This is a genomic window from Candidatus Tisiphia endosymbiont of Temnostethus pusillus (assembly GCF_964264675.1).
Taxonomy (GTDB): Bacteria; Pseudomonadota; Alphaproteobacteria; order Rickettsiales; family Rickettsiaceae; genus Tisiphia.
The window spans coordinates 705714-723318 of sequence record NZ_OZ183472.1; the positions used below are offsets into that span (position 1 = coordinate 705714).

Annotated in this window: 17 protein-coding genes and 1 tRNA gene; 11 read left to right on the forward strand and 7 right to left on the reverse strand. The window is 32.0% G+C overall.

What is annotated here, in order from left to right; genetic code table 11:
* Positions 1-34: 34 nt before the first annotated feature.
* The gene (gene fumC, locus ACFEL2_RS03455; RefSeq protein ID WP_375332246.1) at positions 35-1417 is read right to left on the reverse strand and encodes a class II fumarate hydratase; all 1383 of its coding nucleotides are present in this window, start codon (positions 1415-1417) and stop codon (positions 35-37) included.
* Between the two features lie 39 nt (positions 1418-1456).
* The gene (locus ACFEL2_RS03460) at positions 1457-2146 is read right to left on the reverse strand and encodes a DUF2278 family protein (protein WP_341752150.1); all 690 of its coding nucleotides are present in this window, start codon (positions 2144-2146) and stop codon (positions 1457-1459) included.
* Positions 2147-2693: 547 nt separating this feature from the next.
* Between ACFEL2_RS03460 and ACFEL2_RS03465 the strand changes: the two genes are divergently transcribed.
* A complete protein-coding gene (locus tag ACFEL2_RS03465) occupies positions 2694-4196 on the forward strand; it encodes a peptide MFS transporter (protein ID WP_375332247.1) in 1503 nt (500 codons plus the stop codon).
* A 274-nt stretch (positions 4197-4470) separates the two neighbouring features.
* Here ACFEL2_RS03465 and ACFEL2_RS03470 read toward each other — a convergent pair.
* The 5 genes from ACFEL2_RS03470 to ACFEL2_RS03490 form a co-directional block, all read right to left on the reverse strand.
* Positions 4471-4546 (reverse strand) — tRNA-Ala (locus ACFEL2_RS03470).
* A 231-nt stretch (positions 4547-4777) separates the two neighbouring features.
* Positions 4778-5329 carry an isopentenyl-diphosphate Delta-isomerase gene (gene idi / locus ACFEL2_RS03475; protein WP_341752148.1) on the reverse strand — a complete coding sequence of 184 codons (552 nt, stop codon included), beginning with the start codon at positions 5327-5329 and terminating at the stop codon, positions 4778-4780.
* Positions 5330-5333: 4 nt separating this feature from the next.
* Positions 5334-6620, reverse strand: coding sequence for a lipid IV(A) 3-deoxy-D-manno-octulosonic acid transferase (waaA, locus tag ACFEL2_RS03480; protein ID WP_375332248.1), 1287 nt, complete (start codon positions 6618-6620; stop codon positions 5334-5336).
* Between the two features lie 8 nt (positions 6621-6628).
* Positions 6629-7267: a lysophospholipid acyltransferase family protein gene (locus tag ACFEL2_RS03485; protein WP_375332372.1), complete on the reverse strand. Its 639-nt coding sequence runs from the start codon at positions 7265-7267 to the stop codon at positions 6629-6631.
* Positions 7258-8460 carry a pyridoxal phosphate-dependent aminotransferase gene (locus ACFEL2_RS03490; RefSeq protein ID WP_375332249.1) on the reverse strand — a complete coding sequence of 401 codons (1203 nt, stop codon included), beginning with the start codon at positions 8458-8460 and terminating at the stop codon, positions 7258-7260. Before ACFEL2_RS03490 ends, ACFEL2_RS03485 begins: the two co-directional genes overlap by 10 nt.
* 242 nt (positions 8461-8702) lie before the next feature.
* Here ACFEL2_RS03490 and ACFEL2_RS03495 point away from each other — a divergent pair, with 242 nt between their 5' ends.
* The 10 genes from ACFEL2_RS03495 (at position 8703) to ACFEL2_RS03545 (ending at position 17528) form a co-directional block, all read left to right on the forward strand.
* Positions 8703-9725, forward strand: a complete 1023-nt coding sequence (locus tag ACFEL2_RS03495) for an SAM-dependent methyltransferase (protein ID WP_375332250.1) — start codon at positions 8703-8705, stop codon at positions 9723-9725.
* A gap of 7 nt (positions 9726-9732) precedes the next feature.
* Positions 9733-10488: a VacJ family lipoprotein gene (locus ACFEL2_RS03500; RefSeq protein WP_375332251.1), complete on the forward strand. Its 756-nt coding sequence runs from the start codon at positions 9733-9735 to the stop codon at positions 10486-10488.
* Positions 10489-10500: 12 nt separating this feature from the next.
* Positions 10501-11082 carry a phospholipid-binding protein MlaC gene (locus ACFEL2_RS03505; RefSeq protein WP_341752142.1) on the forward strand — a complete coding sequence of 194 codons (582 nt, stop codon included), beginning with the start codon at positions 10501-10503 and terminating at the stop codon, positions 11080-11082.
* A gap of 144 nt (positions 11083-11226) precedes the next feature.
* Entirely contained in the window at positions 11227-12126 is a 900-nt protein-coding gene (locus ACFEL2_RS03510) for a ribose-phosphate diphosphokinase (RefSeq protein ID WP_375332252.1), read from the forward strand.
* 14 nt (positions 12127-12140) lie between these two features.
* Positions 12141-13241, forward strand: a complete 1101-nt coding sequence (locus ACFEL2_RS03515; RefSeq protein ID WP_341752140.1) for an alanine racemase — start codon at positions 12141-12143, stop codon at positions 13239-13241.
* On the forward strand, positions 13231-14010 hold the full coding sequence (locus ACFEL2_RS03520; RefSeq protein ID WP_375332253.1) for an MlaE family ABC transporter permease: 780 nt from the start codon (positions 13231-13233) through the stop codon (positions 14008-14010). Before ACFEL2_RS03515 ends, ACFEL2_RS03520 begins: the two co-directional genes overlap by 11 nt.
* Before the next feature lie 16 nt (positions 14011-14026).
* Entirely contained in the window at positions 14027-14785 is a 759-nt protein-coding gene (locus ACFEL2_RS03525) for an ABC transporter ATP-binding protein (RefSeq protein ID WP_341752138.1), read from the forward strand.
* Between the two features lie 388 nt (positions 14786-15173).
* The gene (locus ACFEL2_RS03530; protein WP_375332254.1) at positions 15174-16115 is read left to right on the forward strand and encodes an IS110 family transposase; all 942 of its coding nucleotides are present in this window, start codon (positions 15174-15176) and stop codon (positions 16113-16115) included.
* A gap of 374 nt (positions 16116-16489) precedes the next feature.
* A complete protein-coding gene (locus tag ACFEL2_RS03540) occupies positions 16490-16645 on the forward strand; it encodes a hypothetical protein (protein WP_375332255.1) in 156 nt (51 codons plus the stop codon).
* The gene (locus tag ACFEL2_RS03545) at positions 16593-17528 is read left to right on the forward strand and encodes an IS630 family transposase (RefSeq protein WP_375332256.1); all 936 of its coding nucleotides are present in this window, start codon (positions 16593-16595) and stop codon (positions 17526-17528) included. The genes ACFEL2_RS03540 and ACFEL2_RS03545 overlap by 53 nt, the downstream gene beginning before the upstream one ends.
* Positions 17529-17605 lie beyond the last annotated feature (77 nt).

A 17605-nucleotide genomic window follows, 5' to 3' on the forward strand; every position in this document is an offset into this window, starting at 1 on the left:
TAGACTTCTTGCAAGACTTCATCTGCCCATTATATCATACCATATTTTTTGCTACCACTAAGCTATCAAACTCATCACCTGATAAAAAATTTAATTTTATAGCCGCTTCTCTTAAAGTTATCCCCTCTTGATAGGCTTTTTTTGCAACTTTTGCCGCATTATCATAACCTATATGTGGATTTAATGCTGTTACTAACATCAACGATTGCTCTCTCAGCTTATCAATACGTTCTATATTTGGCTCTAAACCTTCAACACAATGCGTAACAAAACTATTGATGCTAGAAGAAATTAACTCTATTGACTGCAAAATATTATAGATTATCACTGGCTTAAAGGTATTGAGTTCTAGATGACCATTTGATCCGGCTATAGTTACTGTAAGATTATTTCCCATAACCTGCACACAAACCATAGTCAATGCCTCAATTTGTGTTGGGTTGACCTTACCTGGCATAATTGAAGAACCAGGCTCGTTTTCCGGTAGATGTAATTCACCAAAACCACATCTTGGTCCTGATCCCAACAATCTAATGTCATTGGCAATTTTCATTAAACTCCCTGCTATAGTATTTAGGGTACCAGAAAATTCTACTAATGCATCATGAGTAGCTAATGCCTCAAATTTATTAGTAGCACTTTTGAAAGGATGATTAGTATATGCAGCAACTTGATCAGAGAATTTTACCGCAAATTCCTTACGGCAATTAATACCAGTACCTACTGCAGTTCCACCTTGTGCCAAAAAATATACTCTTTTGAGTGATTCTTCAACTCGTTCTATGGCATATGCTATTTGTGTTACATAACCAGAGAATTCTTGCCCAAGCGTTATTGGCGTGGCATCCTGCAAATGAGTGCGTCCTATCTTAACTATGTTATTCCAAACTGTAGCTTTAGTATTTAACGCTGAATGCAGACTGGTTAATGCTGGGATTAATTGTTGTTTACTAGCCAATACAGTTGCTATATGCATAGCAGTTGGGAAGGAGTCATTGGATGATTGAGCCATATTTACATGGTCATTTGGGTGAATTGGTGACTTACCACCCTTCTTGCCTACTAATTGCTCATTACCAATAGAAGCTATTACCTCGTTGATATTCATATTAGTTTGAGTACCAGAACCAGTCTGCCATACTACTAAAGGAAATTGATCATCAAATTCCCCATTTAATATTCTAGTGGTAGCTTGATCTATTGCTTCTGCTATTTCAGGCTTAAGATCACCTAATTCCCTATTGACCTTTGCTGCACATTTTTTTAAAATTGCCAATGCCTTAATCAATTGGATAGGCATTTTTTGATTACCTATCTTAAAATTTTCAAGAGACCTTTGAGTTCCCGCACCCCAGTAAAATTGATCATCTACTTTAATTTCTCCAAATGAATCAGTTTCAATTCTATAATTTTTCATAACAATCTTTTCCTTTTCCTACCTATCTGTATTAAGAGCCTATTCATCTGCCCAAGCTTTTGACTTACCTTGTTCATCAAGAGGGTTACCGTCATCATCAGTAACCAAAGATTGCTCCGTGAATTTAAAGAAGAAAGCTTTATTTGCATTATTAGGCGTTTCTACAAATATAGCTCCATCTTGATAAATACCATTACTTGCACTTTGCGGCATCATTAAAGAAGTACCTTGGTTCATATGTATATCATGTATACCTCTAGGAGGTAGATGATTATATGTTTGTCTTAGATGTAAGCCATAAGGTATCTCTTGTATTGTTTCACTATCATAATACGATTCACCTAAAATACACACTTTTGTACCACATATAAGATATTGGTCTAACAAAGCTGATATTTCTTGCCATGATTTTGGTAGCATATTCTTTAAATCAGCTACTTTTAAAATTTCACTACGAAGATAATCAAGCCTAGAAGTGTAAGGTAACTTATCCAAACTAAATAATCCTTCATTTCCTAGTTTATCTAAATTAGTTAATAGCTCATTACTAAACTGATCGGTATAGTACACCTTAACATTAGGTATCGAATCGGACTGAGTGTCTATATTTACTTGATAGTCTAATCCATTAGCTTGTACTATAAGATTATGATGAGTCATTGTATGTTTTATATGATCTTCTAAATCCTGTGATACGATTCCCTTTAAACACGAATAATTTTTTAACATACTAATAACCTTTTTATACAGAGTAAACTTGCTCATTCTACTATAGAAGCTGGTGAAATGCTACCGTATTTTAAATTCTTTATATTTAAATTACTTGACTCTTTTTCCTACTATATTATACTAAATATGTCATATTAAATATATGGCATAACATTTTCTATCTATTATAGGTTATTTTTATGTTAAAAGAATCAGATGATTTAAAAAACCCTCGATTATCAATAATCGTTAAAAATACTAACGAAAATTCTATCTTCTTTCCTTTTGCCGCATATCCTCATCATTTTCACATGTATTGGTGCTAATCACCTTATTTCTATTTTTCCAAAAAGCTTTAATTCTTAATTTAATAACACATAATTTAACCGCGATTTTTTGTTTTCTCGCTTAATTTATGTGAATTTTTAAAAAATGTTATTGAAAAGTGCTGTCGTTTGACGTGTGTGCTAAAGAATCTTATTAAGTTTTAGTAAGTTCTTTGGCTTGACCTTAGAATGACCTACTTTCATATAACATTCAAATTCTAACATTATATTGTAGGTGTTTTATGAGTACAATTTTAAATGTACCAAATTCAACGAGGGTTCCCAAATTTTTAATAATACTATTCTTTGTTGAAATGTGGGAGCGGTTTAGTTATTATGGGATGAGGTCTCTTTTAGTGCTTTTCTTGACTTCCCGTCTAGGGTATGAAGATGCAAAAGCTTATGCCATCTATTCATTATTTGCAGCGGTTGGTTATGCAGGTCCTGTGCTTGGCGGCTTCCTCGCTGACAAATTAACAGGATTTCGTAGTATGGTACTACTTGGCGGTATCATTATCACTATTGGTCACCTGTCCTTAACTTTAGTTGAATTGGAGTCTGAGCTAATATATATAGGCCTGGCGTTAATTGCTGTAGGTACTGGTATGTTTAAAGGGAATATAACTAATTTGTTAGGTTCATGTTACAAGGAAGACGACCCAGAACGAAGTAGAGGATTTACTTTATTTTATGTAGGTGTAAATCTAGGATCATTCATGGCATCCATATCATGTAGTTATATAGCTTATTTATATGGTTGGCACTATGGTTTTGGTATAGCTGGGGGTGGTATGATCTTAGGACTTACTATTTTTATCAAATTTCAACATTTGTTAGGAGATAATGGTATTTCCCCACGACCAAAACTGATGAATAAGAAAATACTAGGGTTAAATATTTTTACTATATTAATGATAGCTAGCCTTCTTTTTGCTCTTGTAGTTGCTAGAATGCTTATATCAAGTGAGTTCTTTGCTAATATACTTGCTTTGTGTGGTATTCTAATTTTAGGTATATTTATTTACATAATAGTAAAATCATCGCCACTACAAAGAAAAAGATTAACAGTATTATTAATACTAATTACATTTTTTATGTGTTTTTTTGCATTAGAAATGCAACTTGGCTCACTAGTCAACTTATTTACTCAAAGAAATGTTGTAAATGAAATATTGGGTTTAACAATTCCACCTGCTGCTTTTCAAGCAATAAACCCTTTTTCAATTATAATATTTGGTTCTCTATTAGGGGCATATATGAAATTTGATAAAAAATATGCCACTCCTATATTTGCTTTTGGTATTTCTACCATGGCTATATGCTTTTTTATATTATATATAGGATGTTTAAATGCAAATATAGAAGGAAAGATAGGATTACTATACTTAGTAAGTGGTATAGCATTTATAGGGCTTGGAGAACTATGTATAGGACCATTAATACAAGAACAAGCAACTTTACTTGCACCTAAACACTTAAAAGGCTTGGTAATGGGTATAATAATGTTATTTGCAGCATTTGCTAATTTAGCAGGAATTTTAATATCGAAGTTCATGTCAATCCCTTCCATAAATGGGGAAGTAGATTGTCTAGAGTCCTTAGAGATATATAAAAAAGGATTCTTAAAGATAGCAACGTTTAACTTAGGGTTAGCACTCTTATTTTTACCTTGCTATCTGTTTGTAAATAAAGTTATAGCACAGACGAGTACAGAAAAAGTAGACCAAAAACGCCAACGTAAGTAATGGTATATACTCGGTGAACTTCAAGAATTGGCGTTGTCGTGTCTAAAGATCTCCGCTGCTCACGTACTAATGTACGCTCCGCTGCTCGACTTTGACACTCCTAGCTCTTCTTGAAGTTCACCGAGTATACTCTAATTCCGTTACGGATTCGAGTACCGCATCATTGTCCAAATCACCAGCAGAAGTAGAGTTTCGAAGGAGATCTATTGTATTACTGAAAATTCTTGTTCTATAGATAAAAAATTATAAAAACCTTTGAAAGGTTGGAGGTATTTGGTGGAGACAGGGGGAATCGAACCCCCGACCTTTTGAATGCCATTCAAACGCTCTACCAACTGAGCTATGACCCCTAAATACCCTATATATTCTTTTGCGGTGAGTATACTCATTATAGCTAACCCGCCTAGCATTTAGCCATAGTAAACTGGTGTCACTGCGAGGAGGCAGAAGCCGACGAAGCAATCCATTGCTAATCACTTTTATGGATTGCTTCGTCGCTACTAAAGTAGCTACTCGCAATGACGTTTGTGAATTTGGCTAAATATTAGTCGGGTTAGCCATAGTTCAGTTTTATACTATAGTTACAGAGCTGAATCCATAAATTTTTTGAATATTTCGTTATTTTCTAATATTTTAACCTCTTCCTTACACCAAGGGGAGAAATTTTCGGAGTATTCCTCTATGTATAACTTAAAATCTTGCCATTTAAATAATTTTACTTCTGCTACTTCTTGTTCATTTATTTTAATAATATCATCTGATAAAGCTAAATATATCGGGCATATTTCATTTTCTACAATATTATTTATAGCAAATTTATAACGATAATTAGCAATAAAATATACTTTCTGCAGATTTACTAAACCTAATTCAAATTTTGCATGCCTATAAACCGCTTGTTCATAAGTTTCGTTAATTTGTGGATGTCCACAAAAACTATTTGACCAAAATCCACCCCAAGTTTTTTTGAGTAAGCTTCTTTTTTGTATGACAATTTCTTTTTGACTATTGAAAAGAAATACAGAAAAACCCCTATGCAATGGAGTATTAGAATTATGAGCTTTTAACTTATCCTCTATTCCAAGGATATTATCTTGTTCATCAACTAATACCACATGTTCTGAGTATAACATAACACTAATTTCCCACTAAGTGTTTTTCTATAATATTTAAATAATTACCTAAAATTTGTTGGTTTTTATTGACAAATTCCAAAGCATTAGCCTGATAAACTTTAGCTTTCTGAGTACCAGTCTCAGATAGAAGATACTCAATTTTATTCAGCAAATCGTTTTCATCTCGAATTTGAGTAGCAGCTTTATTAGTAAGCATTTCATTAGCAATATTAGCAGAATTACTCATATCTGGTCCAAATATAATATAATTAGCAAAATATGCTGGTTCAAGTACGTTATGTCCACCTTGTTTAAATGAACCGCCAACAAATGAGATATACGCTATGCTAAAAAACAATCCAAGTTCGCCAAATTTATCAACGATGTAAAGATCATCAGTCAGAAGAGGTATGTTTTGTTCAGACTTAATGCTATAGGTTAAATTTAATTGAGTACATGCTTTTCCTATATCATTTTTACGTTCAGGATGGCGTGGAATTAGAATAAAATAGCAATTTGGATATCGTTGCTTTATTGGTTTTATAACATTAAGTAATACTGATTCATCTTCTAGGTGGGTGCTAGCAAATACAATAACTCTTTTACCACTCATATGTTGTGTTAAAATTGTTAATTCTTGTTCATTTACAGGTAATTTTTTGTTGGCAAATTTAATGTTACCTAAATTAACTATATTTGTTACACCAAGTTGCGTAAATTTTTGGAAATCACGGTTACTTTGCACAATAATCTCACTAAAGCTAGCGGTAACTAACCTAAAAAATGAACTTATTTTTTTCCATGATTCAAATGATTTATCAGAAATACGTGCATTCAATAATAATAGTTTACAATGTTTCTTTCCTTCACTAATTAGGCATGGCCATAATTCTGATTCAATAAAGATTCCTAAACTCGGTTGCCAATTTCTAAGAAACTTCTTAACAAAAATAATATTGTCTATAGGAATTAGTTGATGAATGGCATTTACAGGTAACTTTTGTTGTAATATTTTTGCAGAAGATTTAGTCCCTGAAGTAACCAAAAATTTTAAGGCGGTTCTTGGCATTGTTCTTTTTAGCCAAAGATTATTGATATTTTCAACCAAGGTAAGAGCTATCATAGATTCTCCTACACTGGCGGCATGTATCCAAACTAAAGTTTCGTTTCGTTTAGTATGTGTATGCCCAATAGCAAAACGTTCACCAATATTTTTTATCTCTTCTTTACCAACAATAACTCTTAATACTAATAAAAAGAAATACACTGGAAGAAGTAGAAAACTTAAGATATGGTATAAATAGATCATAGATAGATTTACTTCAACCCTGTTAATGCTTGTGCTAAATTAATATTATCTTGGTTTTCATTTCCTACAAAAGCCAGCGGTAAACCTATAAAAGCTGTTATTTTACCAAAAGGTAGAGGCATAATCAGTTTATCCCAACTTTTGAGTAAAAAATATCTAGAAGCACTACAAGAAACTGGTATCAATTTTATATTATATTTTTGAGCAACTTTGTTAATATTACTATTTATTTTATAAATAGGTCCACGTGGTCCATCTGGTGTGATCACTATATTACTACCGTTATGTAACTTTTTGACAATTGTTTTTAAAGCTGTTACGGAATTTTTATTAGTCGAACCATTTATTACCCCAAAGCCAAACTTATTGACAATATTACCAATTATTTTACCATCCGAATGAGGAGAAATAAGTGCATAAATATCTTTATGACCAGCAAATATTCCTGGACCGAAAGCCAGCCTATTATGCCAAAAAGCAAAAATCACCCCTTTTTGTGCCAAAAATTCTTGCTTATTGTAATTATCTGAAAAAACAAATTGCCAGCGACAGGTAAAATAAACCACTCTCAAATAAGTATACAATAACTTAGTAACTACACTAAGTACAAAATTGTTTTTTTTAAGGATTTTTTTTATCACGTTAATTGATTACAAGCATTCTTTATACGCGAGCATGCTTGCTCCAAATTTTCTATCGAAGTTGCGTATGAAATTCTAAAATAACCTTCTAGACCAAATGCAATACCAGGAATAACCGCAACGTTACATTCTTCAAGCAGATATTCTCCAAAATCGTTACTATTTTTGATAATTTTACTAGTGGGAGTTTTCAAACCAAATAATTCATTACATTTAGGAAATAGATAAAATGCTCCTGCTGGTTTATCACAACTAACACCTTTGATATCACTTAGAATTGATAAGGTTAGGTCACGTTTTTTTTGAAAGTTTTTTGCATTAGGTTTAATAAAATCTTGAGTGCCAGTTAAAGCTTCAATAGCTGCCATTTGGCTTATAGAGCAGGGGTTAGAAGTACTTTGTGACTGAATAATAGTCATTGCCTTAATTAATGATTTAGGACCAGCCCCATATCCTATACGCCATCCTGTCATAGAATAAGCTTTTGATACACCATTAACAGTAAATATTCGATCTTTTAAATCCGGTGCTACTTGGGCAAAAGTATAAAATTTAAAATCATCAAAAATAATATGCTCGTAAATATCATCTGACATAACATTTACATTGGGATATTTGCGTAGTAACTCAGCAATATCTGCTAACTCTTGGTAAGAGTATGCAGCCCCTGTTGGATTACTTGGTGAATTAATAATTAACCATTTAGTTTTTTGGGTAATTACTTGCTCTAGAGCTCCAACAGTAAGTTTAAAATTGCTGTCAATGCCACAATTAACAAATACTGGAATCCCTTCAGCTAACATTACCATATCTGGATATGAGACCCAGTAAGGACTAGGAATAATTACTTCGTCCCCTTGGTTAAGGGAGGCCATAAATAAATTATAGATTACTTGTTTACCACCACTTGACACGATTATTTCATCTAAATCATAATCTAAATTATTTTCATACTTGAATTTGTTCTGTACCGCTTGTTTAAGTTCCGGCATACCATCAACATTAGTATATTTTGTGAAACCATCTCGCACCGCTTTAATGGCAGTCTCTTTGATGTTATCTGGCGTATCAAAGTCAGGTTCACCAGCCCCAAGAGAGATTATATCTCTACCTAGCTTTTTTAGTTCAAATGTTTTTTTTACTAAAGCTAAAGTTGGAGATGGTTTTATTAGATCTAAGCGTTTAGCAATAAGTGGCATGATTCTATAAAACCTTATAATTATTTTCGTATTACGCGAATTTTGGATAAGAATTTGTTAATTCTTATCCAAAATTGGGGTGTATTATACTATAATTGTTAAAAAAAACAATTCTTGAAAGCAGAATTTAGTACAATATGATTTATTTTATATAATTTATTACTATTAAGTATTAGTGTCATTTGATATATATGTTATCATATGATGAATATATGTTTAAAAAATCAAATTTATAGCAATTTATGTTCGGCAGCAAAATTATTCGTAACAGTTACGGCTCAATAAAAGACAAAATAAAATTATACTATAATTATAGTAAGAATTTCCCATCTTGGTATAGGGAGAAAATCTTTACATCTATCAATTATTTTGTCGATGTAAAATATAAGGTAACACACTTAAAAGAAACTAATTTTAATCTTGGTATAGAACATTTGTATAAAAATAACTTAAATGACGCTATACTAAGGCTTAAATTGGTTGATAAAATTTTTTCTCCTAACGACCATCAAGCTAATTATTGGCTTGGTTGGACATATTTCTTAAAAAATAACTATGAAAAAGCTTTGTATCATCTACAAAGAGCTTTTGAAGCTGATCAAATAAAGTTAGCGTCTTTTCTACAAAATTATAATAATTTGTCAGAGATTCCACCGCAAATTTGGCATCAATATAAAAATCTTACCGCTGAATATTATGGCAATAAATTTCGTAGTAATAATAAACTATACCTACCTTACAGTTTTGTAAGTACAACTATGAATAACATAACAGACTTACCTGATAATTACCATATTTTGGAGTTAGGTAGTAATATAGGCTTAGTGGGTTATGAAGTGACAAAGCGTTTTCCTGATGGCTTTACTTTTACCGGTGTTGAAAATTCAGAAATTATGAATAAGCTTGTTACCGTATATGGCAATATTTATGATCAGTTATTAGAAATTTCAATATCGGATTTTATTAAACACGACTCTAATAAATATGATGTAGTACTGAGTTTTAACTCTCTTGCGTTTACTAAAAACCTATTAGATTACTTTAATTCTATTTATTCTATAGTTAATGTATTAGGATATTTTGCATTTTGTTTACCAATAGATAACGTCACAAACCTTTCATTAAAGAGAAAAGAATTTATTTTTACTATAGCAGATATTAAGAAAGCTTTGGATCAAACTAAGTTTACCATATTAAATAGTGAAGAATTAGCTCTAGAAAAAAATGATAAATACTATATGGTGATTTGTAAGAAAAACCATTAATGATGCCATGAAGCAATTTATATTACTGTTGTTAGTTAATTTTTCTACTATAACTGCAATAGCGAGTACTCAAAATACTCAAGATGATGAAGATTTTAGGTATGTTTATAATGAAGGTAAGGGGTGTGCTCAAGTCTATGACCCTTATGAGAAACTAAATCGTAAAATTTTTGCCTTTAATTCTGTTTTAGACTATCTATTCTTACGCCCTATTAGTATAGGCTATAAACGAATTAGTAATAATTATACTAGGGTTAGAGTGAATAGTTTTCTAGATAATATTAGTATGCCTTTGACTGTTGTCAATTATGGCTTACAAATGAATTATGATCAAACTATGAAGAGTCTGTGGAGATTTTTAATCAATGCTACGTTTGGTATAGGTGGGTTATTTGATGTAGCAGATAAAATTGGATTGAGAGTTACCAAACAAACTTTGGGCAGCACTTTTGCCCACTATGGAGTTGGTCCTGGACCATATTTAGTCATACCATTTTTTGGTAGTACTAATGTAAGAGATAGTACAGATGCTATATTTACAAATAGTTACTTAAATCCTATAATGTACCCGGTACATAGAGATTTTGAAATCATAGTTTCTAGTGTACAAGTTATACATACTAGGTTAGGATTATTACCATTTACTGACTATATAGGATGTAGTTCTACTGACCCTTACATAGCTGTAAGATCAGCTACGCATCAAAATCGTGAATCGGTAATTGTCTATCCTAATCAATTTAAATGCCCTAAACCTAATTAAGAGTAGTTATTTATGAAAAAAATTATTGTTTGCTTAATTTTAAGTTGTCTATCTTTGTCAGCCTATTCTGCTACTGATGACAAAATGGCGGTTGATAATTATGTTAATCAACTAATAAGAGCTGGGCTAGATGTATGTAATGATGAGAGTTTAGATCAAGATGCCAAAATAGCTAAAACTAAAAAGCTAATTTTAGCTAACTTAGATCTGAATTGGATGGCTAAATTCACCCTTGGTGTTTATAGAAGAACTCTAACTCCTGAACAAATTAAACAATTCACAGAAGTTTACAGTAATTATGTAAGCAAGGCCTATGCTGATTTAGTAAAGAATTACCATGGTCAAGAACCTAAAGTTCAACAAGTGCGTGTTCTTGATGAAAGAGAGTTTATGGTAGAAATGTTAATAGGAACTGCTAAAGTAAATTACTTAGTACGTCAAGTAAAGGGTACAAGCGATAAAACTAATTTAAAAGTCTCAGATGTTATTACAGAAGGTGTTAGTCTTATCAATTCTCAACAGTCAGAGTTCATGAATATTCTCAGTAATAGTGGTTTTGATAAGTTAATAGATGAATTGGGAAAGAGGTCATAAAACCTACGAAGATTGATATACTACTCGTAAATGAATAGTTAATAATTTTTTCTGCTATTGAATAAAAATATTTTTCATAAAACACTTAGTGCAAATTATAATTATTATATACTACAAAAACTTAAACCAATTATTATAATTAGCATGAAAATTCTTGCAGGTCTTAGTCATAAAAAATTAGCTAGATATTTAGCTGAGGAACTAAATTGTGAATATGTGGAAACTTATATTACAGCTTTCGATGATACTGAAACAAGGGTACAAATCCTTGAAGATATGCATAAGTGTGATGTTGTTATAGTACAATCTACTTCTAGACCAGCCAATAACCACTTGATGGAACTTTTATTATTAGTTGATACGGTAAAAAGAGCAGGAGCTTCACAAGTAACTGCGGTTATACCGTATTTTGGTTACAGCCGCCAAGATCGTAGATCTTGTAGTTTTACTCCAGTATCGAGCCGTCTTGTAGCGAGTATGTTGGAAGTTGCTGGTGTTAATCATGTAATAACTGTCGATTTGCATTCACAGCAATTAGAGGGTTTTTTTAAAATTCCAATACAAAATCTTGATCCAATAAGTTTATTTGCTCCGATTATTGAAACTTATAATAATTCTATTATTGTATCTCCAGATGTTGGTGGTTTTGTACGTGTACGTGATGTGAATAGGCTTTTTAACATGAATATAGCTGTTATTAATAAAAGTAGAGAGGTCAAGAGGTCTACTGATAAATGCCAAATGTCAGAAATAATAGGTAACGTTTCCGGCAAGCATTGTGTATTAATTGATGATATTGTTGATAGTGGCGAAACCCTGTGTAAGGGAGCTAAGCTATTAATGGAAGTAGGAGCTTTATCTGTCAATGCTTTTATAACTCACCCAGTGCTTTCTAGCATGTCCAAAGAAAATATTCAGAATTCTGATATAATGAACGTATATATAACTGATACAATAGAAACTACTGATTTACCATCTAAGTTCCATGTAATATCAGTTGCTCCAATTATTATAGCAGCATTACAAAAATCTACAAAATCATGAGAATTTAAGACTTTATGCATACTGATAGATGTACACTTGAAATAGACTTAGCAAAAATTCGTGCTAATTATCGTATTATTTCTAAAATTTGTAAAACTTCAGAGATTGCCTCCGTGGTAAAGGCTAACAGCTATGGACTTGGTGCTGATGCTATCGCACCAGCCTTACAGATGGAGAATTGTCAGAGTTTTTTTGTAACCTCAGTTGATGAAGGAATATCATTACGTAAAGTATTGGGGCAAAAATCTAATATTTTTGTGTTTAATGGTGTATTTAGCAATGATGTTGAGGAATTTAGAAATAGTAATTTAATTCCTGTGCTTAATAGTTTAAAACAAGTTGAAATTTGGCAAGAGTTTGCTTCTCTTAAAAAAGAAGTATTACCTTGTACAATCCATGTTGATACTGGTATGAATCGCTTAGGAATGATTGACACAGAAATGCAACATATAATAGACAAACCTGATCTATTAGTTGGTCTTGAATTGCAGTATATTATAAGTCATTTATCTGCATCTGAAATAGTTGATGATCCTTATAATTTACAACAATTAAAAAAGTTTAAGCATTATTTAAAATATTTCCCAAAAGTCAAAGCTAGTCTAGCTAACTCTAGTAGTATATTTCTAGGGAAAGAATATCATTTTGACTTAATACGCCCTGGTGCTGCATTGTATGGTATTAATCCTTTGGGTAATACATTTAAAAATCCAATGCATAATCCGATAAGACTGACTGCTCCAATAATACAATTGCAAGAATTACCACCGGAAAGTTACATTGGTTACAATATGACCTTTAAAACAAATAGTAATAGGCTAATTGCTACCTTGCCCCTTGGTTATGCTGATGGCTATCCCCGAGCTTTTAGTAATTGTGGGGTAGTAGTTATTGATTCCCATTCAGCTCCTGTAGTTGGCAGGGTATCAATGGATTCAATTACTGTTGATGTTACTGAACTACCACCAAACAAAATTTTTCTAGGACAACAAGCTGAAATTATAGGGAATTATTGTACTTTAGATAAAATAGCGAATATAATAAATACCATTGGTTATGAAATTCTCACTCTACTAGGTAGCAGATATAAGAGAGTATACAAAAATGATTCTTGATACCGTTAATTTATTAGGTAAACATACTATTGGTTTTGCAAGGACTATAGGGGCTTTTTCTCTATTTACTATTGCGGGAGTCACTAGTATTTTTAAAAAACCTTTATACTACAACTTAGTGTTAAAGCAGTTATTGTCTATAGGTTTTTATTCCCTACCAGTTGTAGCTATGACTACCTTTTTTTCCGGTGCTGTGCTGGCATTACAAAGTTATACAGGTTTTTCTCGTTTCTCGGCTGAAAGTTCAATAGCTACGGTGGTAGTCCTTTCAATAACTAGAGAGCTTGGACCAGTTCTTGCTGGTCTTATGGTTGCTGGTAGGGTTGGTGCATCAATTGCTGCTGAAATAGCTACTATGAGGGTGACTGAACAAATAGATGCACTTTATACTTTGTCAACTGATCCCATAAAATATTTAGTTTTTCCAAGAGTACTAGCCGCAGTTATTACATTACCATGTTTAGTATTAATAGGTGATATATTAGGAGTAATGGGTGGTTATTTGGTAAGTGTTTATAAGCTTGATTTTAATAGTTTTAATTATATAACGAATAGCTTTAAGTTTTTAGAACCAATAGATGTCATTTTTGGTTTGGTAAAAGCAGCAGTGTTTGGTTTTATTATCTCAATAGTAAGTTGTTATAGTGGTTATTATTCAGGTACAGGAGCAAAAGGAGTTGGGACGAGTACAACTTCCGCGGTAGTAAATTCTTCAGTTCTTATTCTAATCAGTAATTACTTGATAACAGAGTTGTTTTTTAAAGTATAAGACTCGAGAATAGATTATGGATGAATCAAAAATAAAAATACGTTCATTATATAAATCTTTCGGCGATCATAAGGTACTTGATGGTATAGACTTAGATATAAAACGGAATAGTTCAATAGTAATTCTTGGGGGATCAGGAACTGGTAAATCAGTGTTAATAAAGACTATAATTGGTTTAATTCAGCCTGATGAGGGTAGTATAGTTATTGATGAAGTGGAAACTGTAAATATTTCAAGTAAAGATAGATTTAAAATGATGGAAACCATGGGGTTTCTATTTCAGGGGGGAGCTCTTTTTGATTCTTTAACTATTCAAGATAATATTACATTCTTTACTGAAAAACTGTATAAATTATCTCCAAAAAATAAAGAAGAGTTAGCTGCATCTAAACTTAATTCTGTAGGTTTGTCTAAAAAAATACTGGGTCTTTATCCATCTGAGCTTTCCGGAGGTATGCAAAAGCGAGTATCTTTAGCTAGGGCTATTTGTGGCGATCCGTTGATTCTTTTCCTTGATGAACCAACTACCGGTCTTGACCCTATAATGGCTAATGTCATCAATGAATTAATAATTAAAGTTCAAGAAGAGCTAAAGGCTACTACCATCACCATAACTCATGATATGAATAGTGCTTATATGATAGCTAAAGAGGTTGCTATGATTTATAAAGGGAAGATTTTATGGTTTGGTAAAAAAGATGAAATAAAAAATAGTGATAATCCTTACTTGCAACAGTTTGTTAATGGTTTAACTACTGGACCAATTGAGATTTAGTATGGTGTATTCAATAATAGAAAGTCAACTAAATCTACAAAATTAAATAACAACCTCCATAGAACCTAATGAGTTTCTTAACCAAGTTTTTTGAAAATTGAAAAAATGTTATAATTATTTCAATTTTAGGTATATTTTTTAATTGACTAGCTAATGTATAAGTTGTAAAATATGTCTTTTAAGTAGCTTCTTGGTATACTGCTCGTAAATAGACCTTATATCTTAAGAATGTGTTATAAGTAATTAAAGAGGGTGACTTGAATAGACCTTGACTAAAATAGTCGCTAAGAGAATAAGTACCCTCTTTTTGGTAGTTTACCTTGAACAAATTGCAGAAGGTGGTCTTAAAAAGAGCAGCCTTGCACCATAAGAAGAAGGAGATTATATCATGAATAAAATAATAGGTCTAGACGTAAGTAAAAACTGGCTTGATATATGTGTATATAATACAAGAGATAAACCTAAATATCATCGTTTTGCCAATGATGCAACTGGTCATGAAGAGATGATTAAATTAGCAAAAGAGCAAGAGATTAAGCTAATAATATGTGAACCTACTGGAGGATACGAAGCTGAGATTTGTCAAAAGCTGGATAATAATAACCAACAAATACATAAGGTCAATACATATAGTTTTAATTCTTTTAGTAAATCGGTGAATTTGTGTAAAACTGATAGGAAGGATGCATTTAAATTAGCATATTATGCGGATAAGATGCAGCTTTCAGCGAATTATATATATCAAGTTGAATCAGAGACTTTGAAGAGATGTCAGCAAAGACGAGAAGATTTAGTATTAATGCTTAGCAATGAAAAGAAAAGACTACATCATAGCATTGATGGTATTGATAAAGAGAGTATAGAAAAACACATTAAATTTTTACAAAATGAAATAGCTGAGCTTGATAAAAAGTTAAACAAAACAATAGATGAGTCAGAAGAGTTAAAAGAGAAGGTAAAAATATTAGAGACTGTACCTGGTATTGGTAAATGTTTAGGTACAAAACTAATTAGTTTTGTACCTAAATTAGGAGATAAAAATTATAGTAGCAATGAATTGTCATCAATTGTTGGTATAGCTCCATATGCTCGTGATAGTGGTAATAAGCAAGGACGAAGATTTATTCGAGGAGGCAGGAAAATACCTAGAGATGCTTTATACATGGCAGTATTAGCTGGTAAGAATGGTTTCCAATATTTAAAAATTTTATATGATAGGCTTGTTAATAATTTTAAACCTAAGAAAGTTGCGATAGTTGCTTGTATGCGTAAGTTACTTGAAGTGTGCCATAAACTTATTCAACAAAAACGTGTTTTTGTTATTAAATAATATTTATCTATTTTTATAAAATTTAGATAAAAGATAATTGCTCTTTCGAAAGTCGCTTGTGCTGAGAGATTTGAAGGAGACGCGGAACGCAGAACCGCAGCGTACTCTAATGTACGTGAGGATTCGAGTACTGCATCGACGTACAAATCACCAGCAGAAGTAGAGTTTCGAAAGAAGTCTAATGAAGAGTTGGTAGACGATAGTATAACTTCAAGAAGAGCTAGACAGTAGCAAAGTCGAGCAGCGTAGCGTACATGAGTAACGGAGCAGCTTCGATCTTTAGACATGCGACGCCAATTCTTGAAGTTCTACCTGAGTATACTGCTCGTAAATGAAGAGTTGAAGGAAGAGAAGAAAGAAGCTAGAATATGATAATGGGAAATATTTTAACATCTGAACAAAGAACGGTACTGAAGTCAAGTCATGGTAATGAACGAGATAGGAGAGTATGTGACCGAATTAAGGCAGTTTTGCTGTATGATAAAGGTTGGAGCTATGGAGGAAATAGCAGAAGCATTGCTGTTAAGTGAAGAAGCTATAAGAAAGCATGTAAGAGATTATCAAAAATTTAATAAATTAGAGACAGCTACCGGTGTTAGTGCAAGTAAGCTAAGTGAGCTAGAAGAGAAAGAGTTAATAGAGCATTTAGAAATATGTAATTATGTTTATGCCAAAGATATCAGCAATTACATAGAAGAAAAATACGGTGTTACCTATACAATAGCAGGAGTAACAAAACTATTAATCAGATTAGGCTTTGTATATAAGAAGCCAAAGATCGTACCCGGCAAGCTTGATATAGATAAGCAAGAACTATTTAAGCTAGAATATAGTTTGTTAAAAGGTAATCTCAAGGCTAAAGAAGCTATATATTTTATGGATAGCGTTCATCCTCAGTATCAAACAAAAGCCCGTTATGGTTGGATCAGAAAGAATCAAAATAAAACTTTACCAACATTTAGTGGCTGGAAAAGGAAGCATTTAATAGGAGCAATTAATTTATCTGATTTGCAATTAGTTAGCACAGATAATCCTAAAGTAAACGGTGATTATATAATCAATTTTCTACAAAAATTAGAAGCAGAAAATCCTAATAAAGAGAAGATATATTTGATTTGTGATAATGCTGGGTATCATAAGTCAAAGAAAGTAAAGGAGTATCTAGTAAATAGCAAAATAGAATTAGTATTTTCACCTCCCTATAGCCCTAATCTTAATCCGATTGAACGATTATGGAAATTTATGCATAGAATTGTAACAAATAATAAATTTTACCATAATTTTGCTCAATTCTCAGAAGCTATAGATAGATTTTTTGCTAATATTGATAAATACAAAGGTAATTTGCTTACTCTTATAACTGACCAATTTCAGACTATAACTTTTAATCATTTTGCCAACTCTTCAGGTTAATTGAGTATATACAAGCATTATTTATCGATAGCTTAAAAAAATTATCGTATATTACTTAGTGCTTGAGAATTTTTTTG